Raw genomic sequence first — 26069 nt, forward strand, 5'->3', positions numbered from 1 at the left:
ATAACGTTAATTGCCAAACTATAACACAATCAGAATTGAAACTCTTGGATGTCGCCTGAACCAGATTGAAAGTGAAGGAATGTCAAGATTTTTTTTAAGCTGCGATTTTCTTGTCGATATGTCAAATATCACATCTTCTTCTGCTGAAAATGAAGATGTAGTTCTTTGTGTTGTAAATACATGCACAGTAACGCAGAAAGCGGAACAGAAAGCGCGCCGAATAATTAGATTGCTGTTGACTAAATGTCCTAATGCTGCTGTCCTTGTCACTGGCTGTTACGCGCAATTATCACCGGAAAAAATAAAGCAGATTGACGAAAGAATCTGCGTGATAGGTGGGCAGATAAAAAGCCGTATAGCAGAAGTCCCACAATTAATCAAAAAATATTTTGATAATTTACTTGAAAAAAAACTTTATAACCCTGTAAAGCTCGCAGAGTTAATCGATTCAGAAATCGGTAAAACGCCGCAAGAAAAACCAACCTATCCTGAAAATTCATTTAAACTTTCCGCAACTTCTTTAATTGCGCATTCGCGTGCAAGCCTGAAAATTCAAGATGGCTGCAACAATAACTGTTCTTATTGTGCAATTCACATGGCTCGTGGGCACAGCGTTTCAATAGAAGTCGAGACGGCAATTGAGCGTGTGAAACAGATGGAAAAAGAAGGGCAGTCAGAAGTAGTTCTCACGACAGTCAATATTTCACAGTATCATGGGAAATATAAAAATGGTTATTGTAATTTTTCAAAACTTCTAAAAATTCTTTTGGAAAATACAGATAAAATCAACTTTAGAATTTCAAGCCTCTATCCAGAAATTGTAGATGATGAATTTTGTGCTGCAATTTCAGATAAAAGAGTTCGCCCTCATTTTCACATTTCTGTACAAACAGGGTCAGATAAAATCTTACGATTGATGAACAGGACTTACACAGCTTCCGATGTCGTAAATGCGTGCCGTAAGTTGCGTCAGGCAAAAACAAACCCTTTTATCGCATGTGATATAATCACCGGTTTTCCCGGCGAGACTGACGAAGACTTTGAGAAGACGATGAAGCTCTGTGAGCTGTGTGATTTCTCTTGGGTTCATGCATTTGTGTTTTCAGAGCGTCCGGGAACGCCTGCAGCAAATATGAAAAATAAAGTCGCTCAAGTGACAGCTGACGAGCGCTCAAAACGAGTGACTGCATGGGCGATAAAAAATAAGATAAAATATATTGAGAATTTTATAAATGCGGAATTAGACGCAATTTTTGAAACTGTAAAACGCCCTGCTGTTTTGTCGCCTTTTTCATCAGATTTCATATATCACGCTGTAACAGAAAATTTTATTCACTGTGAGATTCATTGTCAAAATGGAAATCTTTCAAATCAACAACACCGAGTAAAAATACTCAAAACGCTAAGAGAAAAAATATCAAAAGGCGGTGAAATAGAAGCCGCCGCAGAATTGCTGAATAGTTGCACTTGAACAAGTTTTTACCGGATATTATTTAAAATAAAAAAAACACTTGCAGCTTTACAAGTGTTTTAAGTCGGGCAGACAGGATTTGAACCTGCGACATCCTGGTCCCAAACCAGACGCGCTACCAGCTGCGCTACTGCCCGATGTGATAACAAATATATACTAAATCATGTTTTTAATCAAGTACCCTAAATGACTTTTCGTAAAATTATTCTACTTCAGATTTATTATATGATTTTATCACTTACAAAATTATATGCCAGTTCCTCTTTCTTCATTTTTTGTAAGAACATATTTTATGAAGTCTGAAATTTTCATTGTTTCCTGCGGTTTTTTGCTCGAAAAACGATAGCGGACACAGACTGAATTTTCCGATTTTTCTTTTTCGCCTACAACAAGTACATAAGGAGTTTTGTGTTCCATAGAAACTTGTTTAATCTTTGCTTTCATGTTTTCATCACCAAGGTAAACGTTTGAACGGATATCTGCTGACAACATGGCATCATTGACTTCTTTTGCATAATCGTTAAATTCTGATGAAACAGGAACTACGGCGACTTGTTCAAATGCAAGCCATGCAGGAAATGCCCCTGCAAAGTTTTCAATCAAAATACCTAAAAATCGTTCCAATGACCCAAGGACAGCGCGATGGAGCATGACAGGGTGGTGTTTTTGATTGTCGGCACCGATATAAGTTGCATCAAGGCGCTCTGCAGAAGGGAGCTGATAGTCTACTTGAATTGTACCACACTGCCATTCGCGTCCAAGACAGTCGAACAGCTTGAATTCGAGTTTTGGTCCATAAAATGCACCTTCACCCGGCTGAATTTCATATTCAAGTCCGGCGGCGTGACATGCATCTGCAAGCGCTTTTTCTGCATGCTGCCACGTTGCAAGGTCTCCAACGTGATCTTCCGGCATCGTAGAAAATTTTACGACTAGATCTTCAAATCCAAAATCATGATAAACAGCTTTTAATAGTTTACAGAATTTTGCAACTTCTGAACCTATCTGTTCTTCTGTGCAGATGATATGTGCGTCGTCCTGAACAAAACCTCGTACACGCATGATACCATGCAATGTTCCCGACGGTTCATTTCGTACACAGTGCCCAAATTCTGCAAGGCGAAGAGGAAGGTCTTTGTAAGAACGCTGCTTTGAATTAAAAATCTCGAGCGCTCCTGGACAGTTCATCGGTTTTATTGCAAATAAGCGCTTTTCAGATTCTGTTATAAACATGTTTTTCTGATAGTGTCCCCAGTGACCAGAACGTTCCCACAATGTACGCGGCATGATTGCAGGAGTGTTGACTTCTTTATACCCGTCGCGAATAGTCATCTTTCGCATATAGTCTTGAATAATTGTATAAATTGTCCAGCCGTTTGGATGCCAGAAAATCTGTCCTGGATCTTCGGGCTCTAGATGGAATAAATCCATCTCTACACCGATTTTTCGGTGGTCACGTTTTTCAGCTTCCGCAATCATATCAAGATATTCTTTCAGTTCTCCCGGTTTTGTAAAACAAAGGGCATAAACTCGCGTCAACATCTGACGGTCGGAATCGCCACGCCAATATGCACCTGCAACGCGGCTAAGTTTAAATGCCTGTCCGTTGATTTCTTTTGTGCTTGCGACATGAGGTCCGCGGCACAGGTCTATAAAGCCATCCTGTTCGTATGTTGAAATAATTTCATCATCTGGTAAATCGTTTATAAGTTCAACCTTATAAGGTTGGTCTGAAAACAATTTGAGTGCCTCTTGCTTTGAAACTTCTCTGCGGACAAATTCGTGGTTGCCGGCAAGAATCCTTCTCATCTCTTTTTCAACAACGGGAAAGTCAGTCTCGGTGAATCTTGTGCCGTTTGGAAATTCAAAATCATAGTAAAATCCGTTGTCAATTGCGGGTCCGATTGCAATTTTTGTCCCTGGATATAATTTTAAGATTGCTTCTGCCATCACGTGTGCGCAGCTGTGTCTTACAGTCTGCAATTTGTTATCAACAGCCATTTTTTTGCTACTCCTGAACAAGGATGGAATTTTTCACCCTTTGATTATAAATTTAATTCCCCGAGACGGGTTTATAATTTTTTTATTATATAACTTTGAATTACTCTATTCAACAAAAAAATCAGCAGATGTCTGCAGTCAGACTGACAGAAGTTTGCAATCAATCTGTCAAAAAAAATCTGCTGACGATCTTTCTTTTAGTTGTGATTTTGTTTATATTAAGCATTATGATTAAATCAGAATTAAACAGTGAGCTGCAGACTTATCTTGGTACTTTAGAAGATGATAAACTTCATATTTTTACAATGGCTGACGGTCGCCTTCGTGGCGCATTATTTCACGGCACTCGTTTTGTAAACAGGATGAGGGCACAGCATAAACTCGGCATTCTTGAAACTTATATTTTGGGGCAGGCGAGCTTGTGCGGCGCTCTTACAATTCCAATGATGAAAGACCTAGAGCACAATGTTATCCGTTTTGAAGGAACCGGTTCTGCAGAAGGATATTCCGTAGAGGCAGATTCAACCGGCTACGTGCGCGGATATATCTACAACAGAAATATCCCTGTATTAAAACCTCTTGAAAACTGGGATTTAAAGCCTTTTCTCGGCGCCGGAAATCTGACGTTTTCTCGCATTCATAAAGATGATAAATTTCCGCAAAGCTCTACCGTCGATGTAGATGGAAAAGATATTGCAGCTGATTTCGCTTCATATTTCCTGCAATCAGAACAGATAAACACAGCATTTCAGGCGAGCATAAAATTCGACAGAGATGGGGCTGTGATTGGAGCCGGCGCAATGTATCTTCAAGTTATGCCAAAAACCGGTGGAACTGCAAAATTGGGAGCACAGGTAGACAGCCACGTACAGGAAAGCGATTATGAAGAGGAAATCCTTTTAAAAGCTGAAAATGCTTTCAGAGCATGTCCAAGTCTCGGGCTTTTATACAGCGAAAAAAAAGTGACATCTGCCGACATAATAATAGGAATGTTCCGTGAATTTAATCCGGAAATCACATTAGAGCGCGATATAAGATGGGACTGCCCTTGCAACAAAGATTATTTCATCAGCTATCTCAAAAATTTACCGAAATCTCAAATCGAAGACTTCAAAAAAAATGGACCGGATCCATTGGAAATAACGTGCCGCAACTGTGGCAGCGTTTACGAAATTCCTGTCTCTGAAATTTAATTTATTGATTTTTGCATGTTTATACTGCTTTTACAGCGCTGCTGCGAACTCATTTATCTTTATGATTTAATTTTATCGCAGATTCGAATAACAGTTGACTAATGAAAATTTTATGATTATATTTACTAGTGGTAATGGGGGTGTCCCGGTTTCGACGGAATTGGGAAATCTTGTATTGCAGGTGAGGGTGAAGGTCCTCTAAACTGACGAAAAAATAACTGCAATTTTCGCAAGAAAAGAAGAAGAAGCTGAAGAAGCTTCTTTCGAAGCAGAAGCACTCGCTGCGTAAGCAGCTGTGCAGGAACTCAACCGACTCTGTTCCGCGTTGGATGATGTTCTTTCACTTTTCGGGACTCGCTTGCTATTGTGTCCGGTCTTTAGCAGGGACTTTTAATCGGAATACGGAGACGACGCTTGTTATGCTGCTACCGTCTCTCGACAAATACCTCGCATAACTAAACTTGTAGATGTACCTGGTTTACTTTTTCGGACGGGAGTTCAATTCTCCCCACCTCCAACATTGCGTTAAACAAAAAGAACTCGGACAAAACCGAGTTCTTTTTTTATTCATAAATAAATTAGTTATTCGCCGTCGTTGTTTGCGTTGTGAAATTTCTGCTGGAATTTTTTCAACATAGCAACAGCATTTCGTTTTGCATTGTAAACAAATCCACCGTTCCAGTATTCCAGAGCAGCGAACAAAGCGTTTCCGCCGTCTTGACTGTCAGATTCTTTTGTACGGAATGACACATAATTAGCTAATTCCATAAAGTCATTTTTGTGAAGGCATTCGAGACGTTTTCTATTGAATTCGTTCCATTTTTCAAGTTCTTTAAATCCTTCACCTTCGTCTTGTACTATGATATGTGCGTGAGTAGGGCTGAATGAATACCATACAGTAACCTTTTTGTTGATATCACAGTGATTTCCGTGTTTTACAGCATTTTTTATAACTTCGCTAATCTGCTGTTCAAGAAGGTTTAATTCCTTAATTTCTGTCGGTGCCGACTGAACAATAAGCAATGTGAAATAACGAATTTGTCTGAAGTCAGAAGGAAATTCCTTCTTAAGCATATTTGTTTTGTCAAATAATGGATCATTTTCATCCGATCTAAGTTCTTTTATTTCCTGAACCATTTTTTAGTTCCTCCAAAAGCGTCAAATTATTAAATAAACTCTCTTTTTTTTATTCTTTTACCATAAGGAGAGCTTCTTCAATGCTGTTAGCGATAGGGAAGTACCCCATCAATTTTGTAAGCTCAATTACCTTTTTTACTGAACCGTGAATGTTTGCAATCGCAAGACTCAAATTCATTTTTTTAATTGTTGAGCAAATGTAGATAAGAGCACCGATTCCAGATGAGTCGATATAATCTACCTGTTCAAGATTGATAAGGAAATATTTTACATTTTTTTCAAGCATTTTCATAACAAGTTCTTTCAACTTATATGAATTGTAAAGATCCATTTCACCTGTTACGTCTATAATGTAAACGTCTCCATTCTTGCGTATTTTAAGTTCCATACGAAGCTCCTTACTTGTTTATTATTGAACTTTGACAATCAAAAGTGACTGATCATCATATTGTTGTGCTGTTCCACAGTATCTCTTCAAATTATCTTTTACACGATTTGAAATATCTTTTGCGGATGCATTGCTATTTTTAATAATCACTTTTTTTAGATTTTCAAGTGAATATTGTACACCATTTTCGTTGAGAGATTCAAGTAATCCGTCTGTACAAGTCACAATGATATCTCCGGGTGATAAATGAATAGTATCGCTTTTATAAACAGTGTCTTTAGTAACACCCATCGGCTCACTTGGAATTGAAATCTGTTTAACTGTTTTATCTGATGCACAGTAGTGGAAAACAGGATTATTTCCACATGTACAGATGTCAGCTTCTTTTGTGAGAGGATTATAATCTATCAGAGCAACACTTGCAAAATGGTCGATTTTTGAATTTTCAAGACAAATTCCTCTGTTTACCCAAGACATAACTGTTGATGCTGATTGTGCTGTATGAACAGCAAGGCGGAGAACTGCACGAATCATAATCATCACGATAAGCGAATTCATTCCTTTACCTGCAACATCTGCCATTACAAATGAGATTTTGTCTTTCCTTGAAACTAGAATATCGTAATAATCTCCGCAGACATTTTCCATCTGGTTTGTAAAACATCCAATTGAGAGTCCGGGAATAACTGGAAATTTCTGAGGTAACATGTCTTTTTGATATTTAGAAGCTATGCTTCCTCCCTTGTGCAACTCTGTGTGTTCAGCATAATCAAGGAAGCTGTACAGAGGCTTCATAGAGGTTGAAATTGCATCTGCAAGAATTATTGCGCTGTCAAAATCGGCTTTTGTAAATTTTTCATTGCCGTAATTTCGTGAAAGTGCGATAAGTCCAATTACAGTATCAAACTGCTTTAGCTGCACAAAAATATAACTTCCGCATTTTAAGAATTCTTCCGGACCATTTTGAAAAACACGAGAATCTTTTACCGAGTCTTCAATTAAAACAGGCTGTCCGTCTGTGAAAATCTGACCGAAAATATTGTCTGTCAGAGGAAACTGCGCAAATTTAAGGTTTGTCTCAACTCTTATAGGTTTGTGCGGCAAGTCTTCCGGCAATTTATATGGAGGTGGAAAATTTCCTTTAAATGATTTTACAGAGAGAGTGTTGTCGTAATCATCAGCGATGATGAAAATACAACCGTCCGCTTTTACCTTTTCCGTAACAAGATTATTACAATATTCAAGGAAGTTTTCCAGTGAGTTATTGCTTGAAAAAAATGTTGAAAGTTTAAATATCAAATCTTTATTGATGTTGAGAAGTCTCTTGTATTTTTCTTCAATTTGAGCGACTACTTCTTTATTTACCATATCGCTGTCGTGCGAAACATTGATTTCTGTCTGTTTTTTAGAAGCGCGTTTTTCTTCTCGTTTTTGAGGATTGTCGAATGCTTTTAATATTAAATAAGGAAGCAATAATACCTGTGCAATTATTATTGTAACTGCAAGGTAAAAATACTGTTTATTAAACAAACTATAAACAGCTCCTAAAGCGATAATTGCCGACATAAAAAAGAAAATAAAACTGACTTTTGCGGTTTTTTTTATTCGAATGAATAAGAGAAAAATGAACAAAAGTACAGCAATGCCAGCAATTAAAATAAGTGGTACGTTTATAAATGAATCAATATATGGCAACGTTGTTCTCCTAAGTTAAATAGATATTCTATTATCGGCATTATTAGCTAATTTTAACATTGAAATTTTTTGCCGTCAAGTTTTTGTTCTGTAGGAAAAGGATGTGAAGTTTCGATTGATTTCCTCAGAATGATGCATTTTATTCTGTTTAGAATTCGGCGTAGAAATGGAATTCTGTATTTTTTATTGAAATCTGAAACAGCTTTGTCCATAGGAATATCATCACCGAATTTTTGTTTTAGATCATCCCAATAACGCACAGTCCATACGTAAAGGTCTCCTATAGTTCTGCGTGGAAAACGTCTCAACATGTGTTTTTTATTTATGATAGATGCAAGCGGCAAATAAACATTGTTAAACCATGAAAGAATTGCATCTTCCATAGAGATTTCAGTCTTTTCTTGACAGGACATGTAATATTTATGTGTCATGATGTGGTTGTAAATTACGTCGTATTGTCCTGGTGTTGAAAAATCAAGCACCCAATAATCTGTGATATCGCCAAAACATGTCATGCTGTAAAATTCACGCTTTTCGTAATTGATAATTTGTTTAACTATATCTTTCAAATTTTTTGGACGACGAAGTTTTATTTCACTTTGGAGAGATACAACTTCTGCATCTATAAATTCTATTCCGCGTGCTTTTGCAACTGAAACACGGTGGTTTCCATCGCGCACAAAATAAAGTCCTGCAATTTCATATACTTTAATCGGTGGGAGTGTTATCGATTCTATTGCAGCTTGATCTACATGTTCCCATCTGTTTTTTAGATGTGTGTGCTTTGGAAAAAACTTGTTATCAAAATCATTGTAACGCCCTTCGCTTCCTACTATTTTATCGATAGGAATCTCTTTCATTCCGATGTAAGTCTCTGCGTTTGACTTAATCATCTGTTTTACATCGTTTAACGATATAAGAGATGCTTCTTCGGGTGAAAGCAAGTGCTGAATTGAGTTAAAAAAAGCTTTTGTATGTGCTTTGTAAAAATCATCTTCCGACTGAGCTAAAGTAAAATTCATTTCCCATCCTTATCCTGAAGGTAATTCTATAACTGTATGTGCATAAGCGTTGACAATTGTTGTATCAAAATATTTACCGATGCGTTCTTCGCGCACATCGTATAGATGGATGTGCCCGTGAACCATAAATGTCGGTTTAAATTTTTTAATGAACCAGTTATAGCATTCAAAACCTTTATGGCAGGGATCTTCATGATCGTGAATGTGACGAGGAGAAGCGTGCGTCATGAAGATATCAAGATATCTGCCATATTTAATTTTATTTTTGATCAATTTTGGAATCATTTTTAATAATTTTAATTTCATTGCAAAATCCGTGTACTGATTTAAGCCGTGGTTGTATTCGATTGAACCTGAACACCCGGCTATCAAAAGCGGAGTCTTTTTTCCGGTTTTAGGGTCAATATACGATAAATCATGGTTTATAAAAGTTTTGAATCCAAGATATATTGCCCCGTGACCGGGAGAACATATTTCTCTGCTGTTAAAATTTTTTTCGTTTAGATTACAGCTTTTATTGTGAAAATAATGGAACTCATTGAGGTTGTGATTTCCGAAAATAAAGTAAGTCGGTTTATTAAAGACTGTTACTATAAAGTCAACGTAATCCATCGGTAAGTCGCCGGCACACAATATTAAATCAACATCAGAAAAAGTCTGCTTGACATCCTGATTGTATATTAGAGGATCTACATAGTCAGATACACATAATATTTTCATTATTTACCAGCTTTTGCCAAAAGAGCTTCCAGTTTTGCTTTTTCTATAAGTTCAACAGGTCTGTTTTCTGCAAATCTCTTTGCTGCTGAATGATAATCAGAGCTCGAGAACATATATGCTTTTACACTGTTTAATGTTTTCATTTCATCAAGACAGTTGTGTATTTCTTGTTCGGGAACAGGTTCGGGATCACGGTAAAAACGAATCATCATAACCTGTTTGCGTACTGCCATCCATGATTCGTCGCTTTTGTTGACACATGTAATCTGACAGCCCCATTTTTTTAGATCGCAGCTTAAAACCTGAAATCCGAGCCCTTTTATTGTCGCATTCTTGCAGATTTCTGCAAATTCGTCGTTGCTGCATGTCAGATAATCTTTTAGATAATCGTTTGATTGTAAATCTTTGTATTCGGAAATTTTTGCTGCCACATCGCGAAATCCTTTGTTTTTCTTGTAAATCGATTCCCACTGTTCAATCGCTTTGTCGATTTTGCGTGATTTTTCGTAACAACTTGCAAGAAAGTAACGAGCGTAAAGAGTTTCCGACTGGGTGTTTGTTTTGTCGAGTTCAATCGCTCTTAGAAAATCTACAATTGCGTTATCGAGCCGTCCAGCCATCATATAACATGAACCGTGTTCGATGATTGCCTTTTGTTTATATTCTTGATCGCGCTGGGCTTTTTCGAACGCCTTTATCGCACCCGGCAAATCTTTTGCATCTTTGTAAATCTTTCCAAGATAATAATATGAAGAATAAGTTTCCGGACTCAACCTTATAGCAGTGTCGATTTCTTTTTTTGCATCGTTGAAATTCTTTGCGCGATAAAGCATAAGTCCGATTTCGGCATGCGCTTTTGCGTGCTTTTTATCGAGCATTGCACATTTTTTCATAAATCCCAAAGCGATGTCATATCTGTTCTGCATTTCATAGAGCCGTCCAACCTGATAGAAGTTTTCAGCATTTCGCGGATCGAGTTTTGTCAGAAGAAGATAATTTTTTAGAGCTTCATTTTGATTGTTGTATTTTAATAAAATCTGAGAATACTCTGTGCGGAATGTAAGTTCATCGATTGAATCTCCAAAAAGAGCGTTGTCGTTGACAGTTTTGTATTCCATCACAGCGAGTTCGGTTCTGTTTTCTTTTAGATATGCTTTTCCAAGATAATAATGAGCAAGATAATTTTTAGGATCTTTTGAAATTATCTGCTTTGTAAGCTTTATTGCATTTGTAGTTTTTCCCTGCTTTAAGAGACGAGGAACTGCTTCGAGCCTTTTTGGAGATAGAAAACCTTTGAAAATGAAAAATATTAAAACTAAAACAACAACTGCAAAAATAGTAATTAAAACAAAAATCACAATATATTCCTTAAAATAAAAGCAAAATGTTACTATAATTTATTAAATACTGGAATTTCGTAAATCGTTAAAGCAGATTAAGTATTAACAAATTCACTCGATAATAAGAGTAGTAAATTTATGTCAATATGTCAAACACGAAGGTTGTATAAAAGGTTATATGAAGCAGAAATCTAAATTATTTATCGTCGTATTTTTATTTATATTGTCAGGTGTAAACGTTTTTGCGCAACCTGCAGATGGCTCAAATAACAAATCTGAGTTTCAATCTCAAGGTGAACTTTTGTTCAAACAAAACAAAACACAAGATGCCGTCGAAGTTCTTGAATATGAGATTTTGAATGGTCAGATTTTTGAAAATACATATAACATACTTGGATTGGCTTATTATCAGCTTGGAGATTATGAAAAATCAGTAGATGCTTTTAAACGCGGATTAAAATATGGAAAAGTTGATGTAAAAATAATAAATTACAATCTTGGAAATACATTTTACGCAATGAAAGATTACAATTCTGCAAAAGAATGTTATTCGCTAGCCCTCGCCGAAGATGATAAATTTTACGATGCGATTTTAAATCGAGCAAACGCACTTTTAATGTCAGATCAATTGAAAACGGCACATGACCAATACGTCGATTATCTTAAAAAAAATCCCACAACAGAACAAAAAGATTCTATAGAACAGATGATTCAAGCATTGGAAGAAGATATTGCACGGCGCGAAGAAGAAGCTAGGCTTTTAGCGGAAAAGAATAAATCAGTCTGGGAAGAATACGATGCGTCAATCACTGAAAATCAAAGCGGTTCAAAAGGACCGAAATGGGAAAAAATAGAAAATGAGTTTAAAAACAAGCAGATAACCGAAGAGTCTTCGCAATGGGAACCTATCAATCATGATGAGAAAACAGGCGAACGCAAAGATTATGAAAATCTCGTTGGAGAAAAAAAATGGGAAAATATCGGTGTAACCGATAACGGGAAAAAGTCAGCGATGACAAAAAAAACAGATTGGGAGCACATCGACTCTAAAATTGCAGAAGCATATAAAAATGAAGATGACAAACATGTAGACTTTGAGCAGTTTAAAAAATCGCTTCAACCTTCTGATTTATTGAAAGCTAACGGCGAATATATATCTGATGAAGAACTTGAAAAATATTTCTACGAAAACTATAAATCGGATAGAGAAAACGGCGAAAGATGGTCAGGTCTGAGCGATGAAGATATACTCGAACTCGAAGAACTCGACGCAGATTCGAAAGCCGCTCATCAGCGATGGCTGAACGAACAAAAAAGAATTAAAAAACAAAAAGAAGAAGAAGCCTTAAAGCAAAAAAAACTTGAAGATGAGAAACGAAAACTCGAAAACAGACAATTGATTGAAGATATGATGGAAGCTGAAGACAAACGCCGCAAAAAATTGCTTGACGATATGGCAAACTCTCTGCAGAATTCCGACAATGCGAACAAATCGTCAGGAACTGAAAATGCTTTTGAATATGATATAGAAGGAGAACTCGATTGATGAAGTTTTATCGCAATTTTACAAAAGAGCAGAAACGTCAGCTGAAAAGGAAATCAAAGTATGTGTGCGGAATTGCTGCAATTATAATAATTTTGCTTTTGATTTTTAAATGCGGCATTCGAGATGATAAACAAAAAAAATCAAAAGCTCAGGCGCCATCTGAGCAAAAAATATTAGAATTTTCTGAAGATTCAAAGATAATTGAAGAAGACAAAGTCGGTGAAAAAATATCAGGAAGAGAAAAAACTGATGAAAAAGGGAAATCTGATGAAAAAAAATCAGACGGCAGAGAACTGTCTGACAAAGAAAAATCTGGCGAAAGCCGCAAAGGCATCGAAAAAAAAGACGATGTAAATAAAAATACCGCCGAAAACAAAGGAGACAGCAAGCAAAAGTCCTCTGGAAAATCCGCAGAAAAAGCGGAAAAACAATCCGCAAAAAAATCTGCGGGAAAATCTGAGGAAAAATCTGCCGAAAAAAAATCCCGAGAAAAATCAGATAAAACTTCCCCCACCGAAAATAAAAAACTTGACGAAGCTCGCTCAACCGAAAATAAAAGCAGTCAGAGCGGTCGCCTTGAAAATCTTATTGAAAAATTAAATGACGCAGAACTTCCCGCAGAAAAAAACAAATTGATTGACGAAGGCGCGGAACTTGCAAAAAAAATCATTGAAACTGAACCAGAAAACGAGTCAGCGCATTACATGCTTTCTGTTGAAGCTCAAAAAAATAAAAATTATGAACAGGCGTTGCGAGAACTCGAAAAAGCCATCGTCAAAAACGAAAACAATTACCTTTATTACTACGACAAAGGCAAAATCGAATATATTTTGAAAAAATATGAAGATGCAATCAGCTCTTTTAAACATTCGATGAGCCTAAACGATTCTTTTGCGCAAACTTGCTATAACCTCGGTTTGTCTTACGTTAAGATTGGCAACGAAAATGAAGCGCTGATATATCTCACTCGTTCAACGAAAATAAATCAAAACTATGAAAAAGGTTATCTTGAGATTGCGAGAGTGTATAATCGGCTTGGCAAATTTGAACAGTGTGTAAAAGCGTACGAGACTGTAATCCAAAAATTCCAAAATAATTTTCAAGCGATGATGGAGCTCGGTTCTGTTTACTATCAAAATGGAAAACTTGCAGAAGCTGAAAAACAATATAAATCTGCCCTTTCAAAGCTTCAAAAAAGTGAGATGCAGACTTTGACTGAATACAATCTTTCAACAGTTCTTTTCGATGAAAGAAAATATGAAGAAGCACAAAATTATGCCAGACTTGCTTATGAAAAAAAAGATTTTATCTCAAATAATTCCGCAAAAGCAAATATTGTCTACAACTATGCTCTGATTGAAAATACGCTTGGAAAAACAGAAGCTGCAATAAAATTGTATAACGAAGCTTTAACTTTAAATCCCAATCATGTAAAAGCAATGATAAATTTGGCTTCATCGATGATGACATTAAAAAATCCTGATTTTGATAGAGTTTATAAACTTTTGTCACAAGCGTACAGCGCAAACAAAGATAATTTTGAAGTGAACAACAATCTAGGAAGCTATTATATTTTAAAAAATGATTTTGCAAATGCCGTAGCGTTTTATGAAAAAGCTTCAAAAATTAAACCTAACGATACTGAAGTTCAGTCAAACCTCGGGAATGCATATCTGAAAAACGGAAATCTTGAAGAGGCAAAAAGAGTTTTTAATGAGCTTATTTCAAAAAATGCAAAAGACTGGGACTCTTATGTGAATCTGGCTAAAGTTTATATTCAGCTGCGAGACAAGGAAAACGCTCGAAAAAATCTTTTGTTTGTAAAAGCGAATCAGCCTGATTTTAGGACTGAAGAAGTGAACAGCCTTATTTTGCTTCTTGTTGAATTGTGATTTTTTGTGAAAGACATGTTTTGCAAAAGCAGGACAGAGACTTTTAAGTTCTTTTTACAAGCTCAAACAATTTTTGACGGCTTATCACAGTGTAGATTGGGCGTCCGTGAGGGCAGTGTGGATCTTCAAGCTCAAAAGCTTGTTCCGCAAGCCTAGTTGCTGTAACTTCGTCTAAAACGTATCCGTCTTTTACAGCTGCTTTGCATGACGTCATCGCGGCAATTGAACGGATTATCTCTTTCGGTTCAACATTCTTCACAAAAATCATCGTGCGCAGTTCGTATTCAGAGCCTGTCCATCGTTCCGGAATTGAAGTGATTTCCCAATATCCGTCTGAAATGTGACTAGTTGAAAATCCAATTCTATCTAATTCCGGCTTAAGCTTTTCAAGGAGATTGTCTTGAGTCTTTGATTCCGTATGTATTTTATATGGGATTAAAAGCGGCTGGCTTCCTTTTCCATTTTGATTGCTTATGATTTTGTCGAACAAAATGCGTTCGTGTGCAGCATGCTGGTCTATTATAAAAAGATTGTCGTTTTTTTCTACAAGCAGGAATGTCCCAAGACACGCTCCTATGTATCTGATTTTTTTGCTTTCGCTTGCATCTGAAAATTTTGAAAATGTTCCAAATGCTGAGCCTTCATTTTCTCGCTGACTTTCTTTTTGCGCTGATATATTTTTGCTTTGAGCTTGAATTGCCGCTTCTGCAAGAGATTCTATTGAGCTTGATGAGCCTGAGCTTTTGATTCCAAGATATTTAGAACGAAAATCGCTCATGCTGTGTGCTTGAGTCTCTGAAGTTTTATAAGAGATATGTTTTTGGTACGTTGGATTGGAATTGCTTTTTTCCCAAAAATCAAATTCTTCATTTCTGATTTCTCGTATATCATCTGCAGGTCTGTCTTCTGCAAAATTTGAAAAAGTATACTGGCGGAAAAACTGTTTGATTGTAGAACTTAAACCGTGATGAAGGGGAGAGATATCGAAAAATCGTGCTTCTTTTTTTGCAGGATGGATATTAAAATCGACTAAATCTGCCCTTACGTTTGCAAATACAGCCGCCACAGGATAGGTCCCGTTTGGAAAAAATCCCTGGCTGCCGTATTCAACAGCCTGAACAAGCGAATATTCTTGAATTCTTCTTCCGTTTGCGTATATAAAAATATCTTTTTTATTTGAACGGGAGACAGCAGGCTCTCCGATAACAACATCAAAACTCCATTCATCGTTTTCTTTGCCGTCTGCGTCTGAGCCTGGGCATGAACTTTTTAATTCAAAAAACAGTTCCGGAGCTTCGGAATAACTGTTTGCGCCGGTAAATCTGTCTTTCAGAGATTGTCCGGCAGGCAAATTGATTTTTGTCTGACCGTCTTGAATAAAGCGGAATGCTATGTCTGGACGTGCAAGCGATTTTTCTACAAAAGTGTTTTTGCACATGATTCCTTCTGTAGCAGCCCGTTTTAAAAACTGACGCCTTGCAGGAAAGTTTTCAAAAAGCCCTTCAGATTGCACAATTGACCCTTTTATATCTGCAACAGGTTCAAGGATGTGATCTTCTGTGATGCTCGCAAGCATCTTCCAGCCACCGCTTATGATTGAAAGTCTTGCAACTGCTGCAACAGATGCCAGTGCTTCTCCACGAAAACCTAAAGTTGAAAGATTCATCAAGTCAACTTCTGTCGCTATTTTGCTTGTTGCGTGGGGGCGGGCGCAATTGTACAAATCTTCCTTTGTCATTCCGCAACCGTTATCTATAACCCTGATTTTTTCTATTCCACCACCTTCAATTTCTACAGTTATGCTTGTAGCGCCGGAGTCAATTGCGTTATCTATCAGTTCACGGACAATTGCGTTAGGACGGTCGATAACTTCGCCGGCTGCAATTTTGCGTGCAACTTCTGGATTCAGTGTTTTTACAGGATTATTCACACTCATTTTTACTACCGAATATTTGAGAAATTAAAATCATTTCCTAGTTCCGCTGATTTCACCTTCATCAGCAAACAAGTCAAACTGAGGAGGATTGTTTTTTGTCATCGGTTCCGGCTCGTTCATCAAAATCTGGATTTTCCCTTCGATTTCATCAAGCTGTTTTTCCATCCCTGACGCGAGCTTAATTCCCTCTTCAAAATCTTTCAGCGCATCTTCAAGGCTTATATCGCTTCGTTTTATGTCTGACGTAAGTTCTTCGAGTTTTTTTAAGTTTTCTTCAAATGTATTTTTCATTTTTTTCCTCTCGTAAAATAAATTGTCATCTGTTTTATTTTATTGTTTTACAACAGCGACTATCTTTCCTTCTGCCGGTTTTATGATGATTTCATTTCCGACTGCGACTTGAGCGCTGCTTCTTATTATGTTTCCGTTTTTATCTGTCACCATCGAATAACCTCGTTTTAAAATTGTCTGGGGACCTGCGTTTTCAAGAATCGTCATGCTGTTTTTAATTCTCGTTTTCAAATCTTTTATTTTGTCCTGCATATTTTTTACAATGTTTTCGCGTGCGTTTCCATAGCGGTTCAACAGCGGTGTCTGAATGTTTCGGAACTGAATTTCCATATTTTCAGGATTAAATGATTTTATCATCAGCCTTGTTTTGTATACATGCTGCTTTATGGAATTGTACAAATCGTCTTTATACGAAAAAATATTTTGTTGAACATCTGCCAGGACAGGGACAGCCATTTCAGCTGCCGCAGATGGAGTTGGAGCACGCCTATCCGCCGCATAATCGCACAGCGCCCAGTCAATTTCATGACCGACTGCGCTTATCACTGGAATTTCAGATTTTGAAACTGCCCGCACAACTGATTCTTCGCTAAAAGGCAGTAAATCTTCCAGAGAGCCGCCGCCGCGTCCGACAATTAAAACATCGCACAAATTGTAGAAATTTGCCAATTCGATCATCTTGACAATCGTCTGAGCGGCTCCATCTCCTTGAACAATTGCCGGGAGAACTACAACATTTACACAGCGGTTTCTGCGTTTTGTGACGTTTAGAATATCCCGAATTGCAGCCCCTGTCGGACTTGTCACTACGCCGATTGTGTTTGGAAACAACGGAAGACTTCTTTTTTTGCTTTCGTCAAAAAGTCCTTCCGCAGCGAGTTTTCGTTTGCGTTCTTCAATCATCTGAAGAATGTTCCCAAAACCTGCGAGTTCCATTGTGTTTATGATAATCTGATAATTTCCTTGAGGGGCATATACTGAAATGCTTCCCAAGCAGCGGACTTTGTCGCCGTCCTTTGGTTTGAACGATAATTTTGATGCAGAGCCGCGGAAAATAACCGCTTTAATCTGAGCGTTGTTGTCTTTTAATGTAAAATAAACGTGTCCCGCTGCGCTTGGTCGCCAGTTTGAAATTTCACCTTCTATTGTGATTGTGCGAAACGAAGTCTCGAGAATCTCTTTTATTAAATCTGTAATCTGTGAAACTGTAAAAATGACATCTTGATTTGCGGCATCGTTGTAGGTATTCATCTTATCTTCAAAATATCTTATTTTATTAACTTATTCAATAAAATGCCGATAAACAAAGCGATGAAAACCATTGTAATTTTATACAGTCAAAAAACAGATTTTACAGATAAAAAAGAATTCGGCGGAAAAAGCGCTGTTCAACTTTGCTCGGAGAACATCGAAGTTTTAAATCTTCCGGTATTTACAATTTGTGCAGAAAAGATAAAAACGCTCTGTTCTCTTTTGGGCGAAATAAAATTGCTCTGCGACAAGCAAAAAGCAAATTCTGTTGTTTTTTCTTTCGACGACCTTCCTTTTTTTGATTCAAAACTCGCTGAAAAATTGATTGATTCTCACACAACTTACAAATCGGAATATACATTTGCCGACGGTTATCCGTACGGTTTTGCGCCGGAGTTGATAAACACAGGAACTGTCGGGATTCTTTTTCAACTCGCTTCAACAACTCAAAAAACGCTCGGAGATGCTCCGGTTTCTCGCAATTCAATTTTCAATCTTATAAAGACAGATATAAATTCATTTGATGTAGAGACAGTTTTAGCAGACTCAGACTGGAGACTCTTGAGGCTCGCTTTTCACTGCGGCTCAAAAGATAACTTTATGCAGTGCAAGGCTCTTTTTGATGTAGGCGTTGAAAATGCAGATTCTGACAAAAAATCAGAAATTGCAAGTAAAACTATCGGCTGCTTAAAAACAGTTCCGTCATTTTATAATATTCAGATTTCAAATAAAACTTCATCGAAACCGATTTATCTTCCTGACTGGCAATTTGATACACAGGATTTTATGCCGTATTCTCAGTTTTCAGATTTAGTTGACAGGATTGCAGATTTTAGTCAGAAGGCTGTGATAAGTCTTTCAGCTTGGGGAGACCCGCTTTACAACAGCGAAATCTTAAAAATGATAGAAAAAATTTTGTCACACGACGGACTTTCAGTTTTCATTGAAACTAGCGGTCTTCTTGTCGATGAAAACTTTTGTGCCAAAATTAAAGATATTTTTGTCTCCGCAAAAGAAAGGATAAACGGCTGGCAAAAAATCATGATAGCTGTTTCTCTCGATTCGTTTACAGCTCAAACTTATATGACGATTCATCGCAATTCTTCAGAAGATGCATTTGACAGCGCTGTGAAAGCAGTCGGTTTGCTTTCAAAATCGCTCCCGGGCTGCGTATATCCTCAATTTGTCAGAATCAATCAAAACGAAGCTGAACTTGAAAACTTTTTTCGCTATTGGACTGAAAAATCAAACTGCTCGGAAGGAAATCTCATAATTCAAAAATATGATGATTTTGCAGGCGAACTCCCTCCTTTTAAACCGGCTGACCTCTCTCCTGTTGAACGATATCAATGCTGGCACTTGCGCCGCGATATGATAATCCTTGCAGATGGAAATGTGCCTGTTTGCCGCGCGGTGATGAACTGTGCAAATGGAAAATCTTGTAAAAGCGAATTCTCTTTAGGAAATGTTTTTGAACAATCATTGGAAAAAATCTGGCATAAATCTGACGATATTCTGACGGCGCATATCGAGAAAAAATACAACAAAAAGTGTGGAAAATGTGATGAATGGTATACCTACAACTTTTAATGAACATCAGATAAATTGCACAATTCTTGGCGGAAGAGAAAAAAAATCTGAAAATGTCTTGAACATCTCTGTGATTCTTTTGAACAGCAGCGGAAGCCATTATAAACTTCACGTGTTTGAAAAGCTGCTCGAAACGAATTTTAAATCTATCATATCTGTAGAACACAATGCTGAAAATTTTACAGATGATATATCAAAAAAATATCCGGAGATAAAATTTATTGTTCCGCAGGAAAATGCAAACGATGGAGAACTCATAAATCTTGCAATCAGCGAAATCAGCTCCGAATATGTCCTTGTTCTTAGAGATACATTAAATATAGACTCAAATTTCATCCTACCACATCTTGCAGAATCTCTTACAAAAGATAAAACTTTTTGCATTGTCCCGCGACTTTTTGATGCTTTCAAAAACGGCATCTCATGTACTTTTAATCCAAGCGTACGGAAATCTCATTTCATTGTTGAATCTTCCACTGCAATGACTGACGGAATTAAAACTCTCTATCCGTTTGATTCAATTGCCTTATACAATAGAGAAAAGTTTATACAGCTGGGAGGTTTTGATTGGACAATAACTTCTCAGTACTGGCAAACTCTTGACCTTGCCTTGCGCTCATGGCTTTGGGGCGAGCAGACAAAAGTCACTTCATTTTTGCAATTCTCTTACATAAAAGAACCTCCTGTAGAAGATCACACTTATAACATCGATTATTTAAGATATTATTTAAAAAATGAACTTCCTAAAATTAAAATAGAGCAGGGATACATAAAAAAATCATCTTTTTTTACTTTTTTGCATCATTCTTCTTGTGGAGTTCTAGAAGCATTCAAGCAATTTAAAGAAGCTCGCATTTGGGTAGAAAAAAACAAATTCAGATTCAAGACAGATTTACAAAACCTCGTTCATAATTGGAGTAAAGATGAAAACAAATAGGACTGTCATAGTGCAATGCAGATTATCATCGACAAGACTTCAGGGAAAAGCTCTTAAGATTCTCGGTGATAAAACTATTTTTGAATGGGTGCTCGCTTCAATGAAAAAAGTTCGCGCTGATTCGTATTATGTCGCAACAGACGAGGACTCTTATGAAAAATTAGCCCCATTGTGTAAAAAAGCAGGTTTTCATTGCTTTAAGGGCAGCCTTGAAGATGTCTTAAAGAGATTTGCAGATTTGCTTGATACAATAAAAACTAAAACCGTGATTCGTGCGACGGCAGACAATCCTTTTTTGTTTTACGAAGCAGCGGAAGAATCTGTCGAACTTTTTGAAGAAAAAAATAAGGGAAAATCTCACTGCGATTACCTTACGTACAAAGGTCTTCCTCATGGAAGCGGAGTAGAAATATTTTCTGCCGACTCAATAAAAAAAGCGGCAAAGGAGACAGACAACCCTTACGACCACGAACATGTAGGTCCTGCTCTTTACAATCACAGAGATAAATATATATGTGAATTTGTTGAAGCTCCACGCCGTTTTAGACATCCTGAACTTCGCACGACGATAGATACATATTCTGATTATATTCATGCCATTTCAATCGTAAAATATGTTGGGCTTAAATCTGAACCTTATACGACAGAGCAAATTATAGAAGCGTGCAAGTCGAACAGTGTAAAATATCCTGTAGTTTTAGTGCCGTCTGTAGTAAAAGGTCACGGGACAGGTCACCTCAGAAGGTGTTTAGGCGCTGCGATAAAAAATAATTTTTTTGTATATATCCCGCAAGATAAAACTCTCTCTGAAACAGATAAAATCGTAGAAGAATATTTAGAAAAAGGATTAGATTCAAACCAGATAATCACATCGCTACCTGATAAAACTTTTCCACCTATAATGATAACAGATACTTTTGAACTCACTCAAAAACAGCTCAAAGAGTTTTCAGAAAATAAAAGTTTGATTTCCATAGACGAAAGTTCATCTTATTCTGATTATTGCGACTATCTTTTAGACATAATTCCTTCATATAACTGCCTGAGAAAAGCTAACAGATTTGACACAAGCTTTATCACAAAACCTGCCAAAGTAAAACAAGAGAAATGCAACTCAGTAAAAAATATTTTGATATGTCTAGGCGGAGAAGATCCTGCCGGGTTTACAATTCCAGCCTCTAAAGCTTTTACCAAATCATTTCCTCAATCTAAAATCACAGCTATCGTTTCTGGCAATGAAAATTCTTATGAAAAATGTTTTAGTGAATCAGAGAAGAAAAATATCGAGATTGTAAAACCAATTCCAAATTTGCGCGACAATCTTTATAAATATGATTTAGTCGTAACTCATTACGGGCTTACAGCTTTTGAATCTGTTTATGCAGGCTGCGGCGTAATTTTGTTGCCCACAACAAAACTCCATAAAAAACTTGCAGAAAAATATGATTTTGCATTTATCGGAGATGAAAAAATTACAGAAGATGCGGTGAAAAAAGTGTTCAATTCAGAAAACCTTTATCCGAAACTTAATATCAAAGGTGATTCTCTTTCGCTCGGAGATTTTCTTAAAGATATTTCAAAGGGAACTAGAATCGAGTGCCCTGTCTGTGGAAAAAAAGCTTCAAAACTTAGTCCTGTCGTTGCAAGAAATGAAAAACGCACTTACCGCCGCTGTGCAGAGTGTGGGATGATTTATCTTTCGTACTCAATCGATGAAGAGAAAAAATATCAAAAATCATATTTTTTTGAAGACTATAAAAAACAATACGGTAAAACCTATAAGGAAGATTTTCAATCTATAAAAAAACAAGGGCTGCGCCGAATAGGAATCATAAAAAGTATTGAAAAAGATCTCAAAGATAAAACGATTCTAGATATTGGCTGTGCATACGGACCATTCCTTTCTGCAGCTTTAGACAGCAAGATGATCCCTTTTGGAACAGATATTTCATCAGAGGCAATAGACTACGTTCAATCGGAATTAAAAATCCCGGCTGCCTGCTCTGCCTATCCTGATATCAACGTTGCTGAGGAATTTGGAATTGCCCAGTTTGACGTTTTAACAATGTGGTATGTAATCGAACATTTTAAAGACTTGGACAGTGTCTTGAGAAAAACAAGTTCAATAGTCCGCAAAAACGGAATATTTGCTTTTTCAACTCCATCCGGCGAAGGTGTATCTGCAAAAAGCGATAAGGATAACTTCTTTGAAATAAGTCCGTCAGATCATTATACTGTCTGGGAACCGTCACGATGCGGTTCAATTTTGAAAAAATACGGATTCAAAATCGAAAAAATAGTTTCAACAGGTCATCACCCGGAGCGTTTCCCTTCAATCAAAAAAAGCGGAGCAAAACCGGGAAGTTTGCAGTGGAAGATGATTGAAAACATCAGCCACATAAATAAACTCGGTGATACAGTAGAAATTTATTGCAAAAGGGTTGGAAAATAAATGAACATTCTTATACTCGGTGCAGGTTTGATGCAAAGACCGGCAATATTGAGCGCAAAAAAAATGGGATACACAGTTCACGTTGTCGACGCAGATTCTGACGCAGTTGCAATTCCATGTGCAGACATATTTAAAAAAATAGATTTAAAAGATAAAGACTCAATCCTCAAATACGCCGATTTTTTGAAGAAAAGCGAAGGCGGTCTTGCTGCTGTTTTTACAGCTGGAACAGATTTTTCTTCAAGCGTAAGCTACGTTTGCGAAAAACTAGGTTTAAACTCACACAGCTTTGAAGCGGCAGTGAATGCAAGCGTAAAAACTCAGATGCGTGAATGTTTTGAAAAACAGGGAATCCCATCTCCGAAATTTTTAAAAGCTTCAAAAGGCGATGTAAATGAATTGTTTGTTGAAAAAGTTTGTGGAAAGCTCTCGTTTCCGATTGTCGTAAAACCTGTAGACAATATGGGAGCTCGAGGCTGCCGCATGGTTCGCTCAAAAAAAGAATTTCTTCCTGCGCTGAAAATAGCAACAGAATGTTCTAGAACGGGATTTGCGATTGTAGAAGAATTTATGGACGGCGCTGAATTTTCTATCGATGCACTTGTTTATAAAGGAACTTTTACAGTTACAGGGTTTGCAATCAGGCATATAAAATATGAACCGTATTTCATTGAAGTCGGACACACGATGCCAGCCGGAGAAAAAGATATCACTCAAAAAATGCATGACGAACTTATTTCCGTATTTGCACTTGGGGCAAAATCTCTAGGACTTTCCTGTGGAGCTGCAAAGGCTGATATCAAGTATACAAAAAACGGTCCGATGATAGGAGAAATCGCAGGTCGCCTTTCAGGTGGCTATATGTCGGGCTGGACTTATCCTTATGCTTCCGATTTAAATCTGACAGAACAAGCTCTGCAAATTGCATGCAATAAAGAACCAGTAGATTTGGTTTCGCTCAGAAAACACGTTGAGTATGTTCCACCTGAAAGCTGCAAAAGTCATTCAAAACCATACGAACTATACGAAGTTCCTTGCAAACGCACTTCGGCAGAACGCGCATGGCTCAGTATACCGGGGACTGTAAAATATATAGAAAACATAACAGAATACACAGATAAAGCAATTTTTGATATTTTGCCACGTTCTGTTGTAAAAATTGGTTCTGATGTAGATTTCCCAAGAAACAATGTTGAAAAATGCGGAAATATAATTGCAGTGAGCAATCAGCGCGATGTTGCAACAAGCGCCGCAGAAGACGCTGTTTCAAATATTTTTATAACTCTTGAACCGAACAACAAAAAAACAGATGATTATTTAAAGTATTCCGAAGCGGAATATGAAGCAGCTTTTCCTCCATCTGCATTTGGAAAACTCTCGGCTGAAGAGATTGACCAGCTCTCAGGGACAATTCCTGCAAACTCAAAAGTGTCCGACGAAATTCCTGAAGTTTTAAAAAAATCAAAATATAAAAATCTGTGCGACTGGAATTACAATACAATAGAAAAAACAACTTTGAAGTTCGATATTCTTCGTGCAAAACATCCAAAGCTCGATGCAAAAAAATTTTGGACAGCGCTTATGCGCGGCGGAATTCAGGCAGCTGTATATATTTGTGATTCGGAGACAAAATGAAACGACTTATATCATTTTTTATTTTTTTACTTTCAGCGATAAACTTTTTTGCCGCAACAGATATTTCTCTTTTAGATAAAGGTGAGAAATCAGGGATGACAATCTATTGGGATCCTCTTTCGGAAAGCGGAATGATAGAAAAAAACGGACATCAGCTTTTATTCAGAAAAGGAGAACAGATAGTCCTTTTGGACAGCATGAAGATGATGGTGACAGATGCCCCCGAACTTCGCGACAATAAAATATTCGTTTCAAAAAAGTTTCTCGATGATTCTGAAGAATTTTTTAATCAAAAGTCGGAACTGCCATTTAAAGTCGGCGCAATTTTAATCGATGCAGGACACGGCGGAAAAGATCCTGGAGCTTTGAAAGCTTATAAAATAGGCGGAAAGACAATCACCATAAAAGAAAAAGATATAAATTTAAAAGTCGCAAAACTTCTCGGAGAGAGGCTTCAGTCAAGTTATCCGCAAAAACAGATAATTTTAACGCGCAATTCCGATGTTTTTTTGTCTCTTGGAGAGCGCACTGACATCGCAAACAACGTAAAAGTCGGGGAAAACGAAGCTGTTTTGTTTATTTCAATTCACGTAAATTCTTCGTTGAACAAAAATTCATCTGGTTATGAAGTGTGGTACCTATCGCCCGGATATCGCAGAACTGTTTTAGATAAATCTACAGTTTCCGATGACAAAAACTTGTTCCCAATATTAAACTCAATGCTCGAAGAAGAATATACAACTGAAAGCATCATGATTGCAAAGTTTATCATGGACGGATTACAAGCTCAGATAGGAAAAGAATCGACAGCTCGCGGCATCAAAGCGGAGGAATGGTTCGTAGTGAGGAATTCAAACATGCCGAGCGTTTTGATAGAACTCGGGTTTGTTTCAAACGAAAAAGAAGCGCTTCTTTTAAATGATGAAAAATACTTGAAAAAGGCGGCGCTTGGAATATATAATGGAATCGTAGCGTTTATCACACACTTTGAACGTTCTCAAGGGTTTACTTCAATAAAATGATTTTATCAAACATAAAAAACAATATGACTTGCAAAGAAAATTTTTCAAAAACAATAATTTTTTCATTAATTATACTTGTTTTTATAATTTCTTCTTTCACGTTTTTAATAAAAAGAAAGGGGACACGGTATACTTTTGTATTTCCTTCTGCAAACAATGGAAAATACATAATAGAAGCGAGAAGACTTACAAAGCAAAAAAACAAAGATAATGTCAATATATATGCAGATGAAATTCTACTCGGCTCGACATTAGAACGTACAAAACTCTTATTTACATCTGGCACAAAGTTGATTTCATGTTTTCAACGTGGCAAAGTGCTTTACTTAAACCTTTCAGCGAAATCGCTTCAGATGGGGGAAGGAGTGATAGAACTTAAAGAAGGCGTTGAATTATTAAAGAAAAATATAAAAAGAAACTTTAAAGACATTGATGTAGTTGAGGTTTTTATCAATGGGAAACTCGCTTTTGAAAAATAAAAGCGTTGACAAAACGATGTAGTTATTAGATAATTAGTTTAATACAAGGCTACATCGAATATAGAATAAAA

20 protein-coding genes, 1 tRNA gene and 1 other RNA gene are annotated in these 26069 nt (G+C 37.0%); 11 read left to right on the forward strand and 11 right to left on the reverse strand.

All coding sequences use genetic code 11. From position 1 onward, the window contains the following. The first annotated feature begins 10 nt into the window (after window positions 1-10). Complete coding sequence (mtaB, locus tag H9I37_RS05475; protein WP_222864182.1) at window positions 11-1471, forward strand: tRNA (N(6)-L-threonylcarbamoyladenosine(37)-C(2))-methylthiotransferase MtaB; 1461 nt, start codon at window positions 11-13, stop codon at window positions 1469-1471. A gap of 64 nt (window positions 1472-1535) precedes the next feature. Here the strand turns inward: mtaB and H9I37_RS05480 are convergent. Together H9I37_RS05480 and thrS are read right to left on the reverse strand one after the other, a co-directional pair. Next, window positions 1536-1608: transfer RNA gene (locus tag H9I37_RS05480), tRNA-Pro, on the reverse strand. A 109-nt stretch (window positions 1609-1717) separates the two neighbouring features. Further along, complete coding sequence (gene thrS, locus H9I37_RS05485) at window positions 1718-3472, reverse strand: threonine--tRNA ligase (protein ID WP_187381453.1); 1755 nt, start codon at window positions 3470-3472, stop codon at window positions 1718-1720. 227 nt (window positions 3473-3699) lie between these two features. Here thrS and H9I37_RS05490 point away from each other — a divergent pair, with 227 nt between their 5' ends. Continuing rightward, window positions 3700-4665 carry an Hsp33 family molecular chaperone HslO gene (locus H9I37_RS05490; RefSeq protein WP_187381454.1) on the forward strand — a complete coding sequence of 322 codons (966 nt, stop codon included), beginning with the start codon at window positions 3700-3702 and terminating at the stop codon, window positions 4663-4665. 136 nt (window positions 4666-4801) lie between these two features. Beyond that, window positions 4802-5185, forward strand: a transfer-messenger RNA (tmRNA) gene (gene ssrA / locus H9I37_RS05495). Between the two features lie 62 nt (window positions 5186-5247). On the opposite strand, the gene H9I37_RS05500 is transcribed toward ssrA, so the two are convergent. From H9I37_RS05500 to H9I37_RS11630, 6 genes are all read right to left on the reverse strand, one after another. Continuing rightward, a complete protein-coding gene (locus tag H9I37_RS05500; RefSeq protein WP_187381455.1) occupies window positions 5248-5802 on the reverse strand; it encodes an ATP-binding protein in 555 nt (184 codons plus the stop codon). A gap of 49 nt (window positions 5803-5851) precedes the next feature. Beyond that, window positions 5852-6190 (reverse strand): anti-sigma factor antagonist, encoded by a 339-nt coding sequence (locus H9I37_RS05505; protein WP_187381456.1) that lies wholly within the window; start codon window positions 6188-6190, stop codon window positions 5852-5854. 21 nt (window positions 6191-6211) lie between these two features. Beyond that, a complete protein-coding gene (locus H9I37_RS05510) occupies window positions 6212-7756 on the reverse strand; it encodes a GAF domain-containing SpoIIE family protein phosphatase (RefSeq protein ID WP_187381457.1) in 1545 nt (514 codons plus the stop codon). A gap of 182 nt (window positions 7757-7938) precedes the next feature. Continuing rightward, complete coding sequence (locus H9I37_RS05515; RefSeq protein ID WP_187381458.1) at window positions 7939-8907, reverse strand: transcriptional regulator; 969 nt, start codon at window positions 8905-8907, stop codon at window positions 7939-7941. Window positions 8908-8916: 9 nt separating this feature from the next. Next, window positions 8917-9627 (reverse strand): metallophosphoesterase, encoded by a 711-nt coding sequence (locus tag H9I37_RS05520; RefSeq protein WP_187381459.1) that lies wholly within the window; start codon window positions 9625-9627, stop codon window positions 8917-8919. Beyond that, window positions 9627-10985 (reverse strand): tetratricopeptide repeat protein, encoded by a 1359-nt coding sequence (locus tag H9I37_RS11630; RefSeq protein WP_370586896.1) that lies wholly within the window; start codon window positions 10983-10985, stop codon window positions 9627-9629. Before H9I37_RS11630 ends, H9I37_RS05520 begins: the two co-directional genes overlap by 1 nt. Window positions 10986-11145: 160 nt before the next feature. On the opposite strand from H9I37_RS11630, the gene H9I37_RS05530 reads away from it, so the two are divergent. After that, window positions 11146-12513 carry a tetratricopeptide repeat protein gene (locus H9I37_RS05530; protein ID WP_187381460.1) on the forward strand — a complete coding sequence of 456 codons (1368 nt, stop codon included), beginning with the start codon at window positions 11146-11148 and terminating at the stop codon, window positions 12511-12513. Next, window positions 12513-14405 carry a tetratricopeptide repeat protein gene (locus tag H9I37_RS05535; RefSeq protein WP_255422556.1) on the forward strand — a complete coding sequence of 631 codons (1893 nt, stop codon included), beginning with the start codon at window positions 12513-12515 and terminating at the stop codon, window positions 14403-14405. Before H9I37_RS05530 ends, H9I37_RS05535 begins: the two co-directional genes overlap by 1 nt. Window positions 14406-14448: 43 nt before the next feature. Here the strand turns inward: H9I37_RS05535 and mutL are convergent, their stop codons facing one another. The 3 genes from mutL to xseA are packed head-to-tail and all read right to left on the reverse strand — an operon-like array spanning window position 14449 to window position 17883. Then, window positions 14449-16341 carry a DNA mismatch repair endonuclease MutL gene (gene mutL, locus H9I37_RS05540; RefSeq protein WP_187381462.1) on the reverse strand — a complete coding sequence of 631 codons (1893 nt, stop codon included), beginning with the start codon at window positions 16339-16341 and terminating at the stop codon, window positions 14449-14451. A 30-nt stretch (window positions 16342-16371) separates the two neighbouring features. Beyond that, window positions 16372-16632: an exodeoxyribonuclease VII small subunit gene (xseB, locus tag H9I37_RS05545; RefSeq protein ID WP_187381463.1), complete on the reverse strand. Its 261-nt coding sequence runs from the start codon at window positions 16630-16632 to the stop codon at window positions 16372-16374. Window positions 16633-16671: 39 nt separating this feature from the next. After that, window positions 16672-17883: an exodeoxyribonuclease VII large subunit gene (xseA, locus tag H9I37_RS05550; RefSeq protein WP_187381464.1), complete on the reverse strand. Its 1212-nt coding sequence runs from the start codon at window positions 17881-17883 to the stop codon at window positions 16672-16674. Window positions 17884-17943: 60 nt separating this feature from the next. Here xseA and H9I37_RS05555 point away from each other — a divergent pair, with 60 nt between their 5' ends. Genes H9I37_RS05555 through H9I37_RS05580 form a run of 6 tightly spaced genes read left to right on the forward strand, consistent with a single transcriptional unit; the run spans window position 17944 to window position 25998 of the window. Continuing rightward, complete coding sequence (locus tag H9I37_RS05555; RefSeq protein ID WP_187381465.1) at window positions 17944-19473, forward strand: spiro-SPASM protein; 1530 nt, start codon at window positions 17944-17946, stop codon at window positions 19471-19473. Beyond that, window positions 19448-20410, forward strand: coding sequence for a glycosyltransferase family protein (locus H9I37_RS05560; RefSeq protein WP_187381466.1), 963 nt, complete (start codon window positions 19448-19450; stop codon window positions 20408-20410). The genes H9I37_RS05555 and H9I37_RS05560 overlap by 26 nt, the downstream gene beginning before the upstream one ends. Beyond that, the gene (locus H9I37_RS05565) at window positions 20397-22862 is read left to right on the forward strand and encodes a cytidylyltransferase domain-containing protein (RefSeq protein ID WP_187381467.1); all 2466 of its coding nucleotides are present in this window, start codon (window positions 20397-20399) and stop codon (window positions 22860-22862) included. Before H9I37_RS05560 ends, H9I37_RS05565 begins: the two co-directional genes overlap by 14 nt. Further along, window positions 22863-24497, forward strand: coding sequence for an ATP-grasp domain-containing protein (locus H9I37_RS05570; protein ID WP_187381468.1), 1635 nt, complete (start codon window positions 22863-22865; stop codon window positions 24495-24497). It abuts the gene before it with no gap. Continuing rightward, window positions 24494-25519 (forward strand): N-acetylmuramoyl-L-alanine amidase, encoded by a 1026-nt coding sequence (locus H9I37_RS05575; RefSeq protein ID WP_187381469.1) that lies wholly within the window; start codon window positions 24494-24496, stop codon window positions 25517-25519. The genes H9I37_RS05570 and H9I37_RS05575 overlap by 4 nt, the downstream gene beginning before the upstream one ends. Beyond that, window positions 25516-25998, forward strand: coding sequence for a hypothetical protein (locus H9I37_RS05580; RefSeq protein ID WP_187381470.1), 483 nt, complete (start codon window positions 25516-25518; stop codon window positions 25996-25998). The genes H9I37_RS05575 and H9I37_RS05580 overlap by 4 nt, the downstream gene beginning before the upstream one ends. Window positions 25999-26069: the final 71 nt, after the last annotated feature.

The sequence above is a fragment of the Treponema sp. Marseille-Q3903 genome, assembly GCF_014334335.1.
Lineage (GTDB): Bacteria > Spirochaetota > Spirochaetia > Treponematales > Treponemataceae > Treponema_D.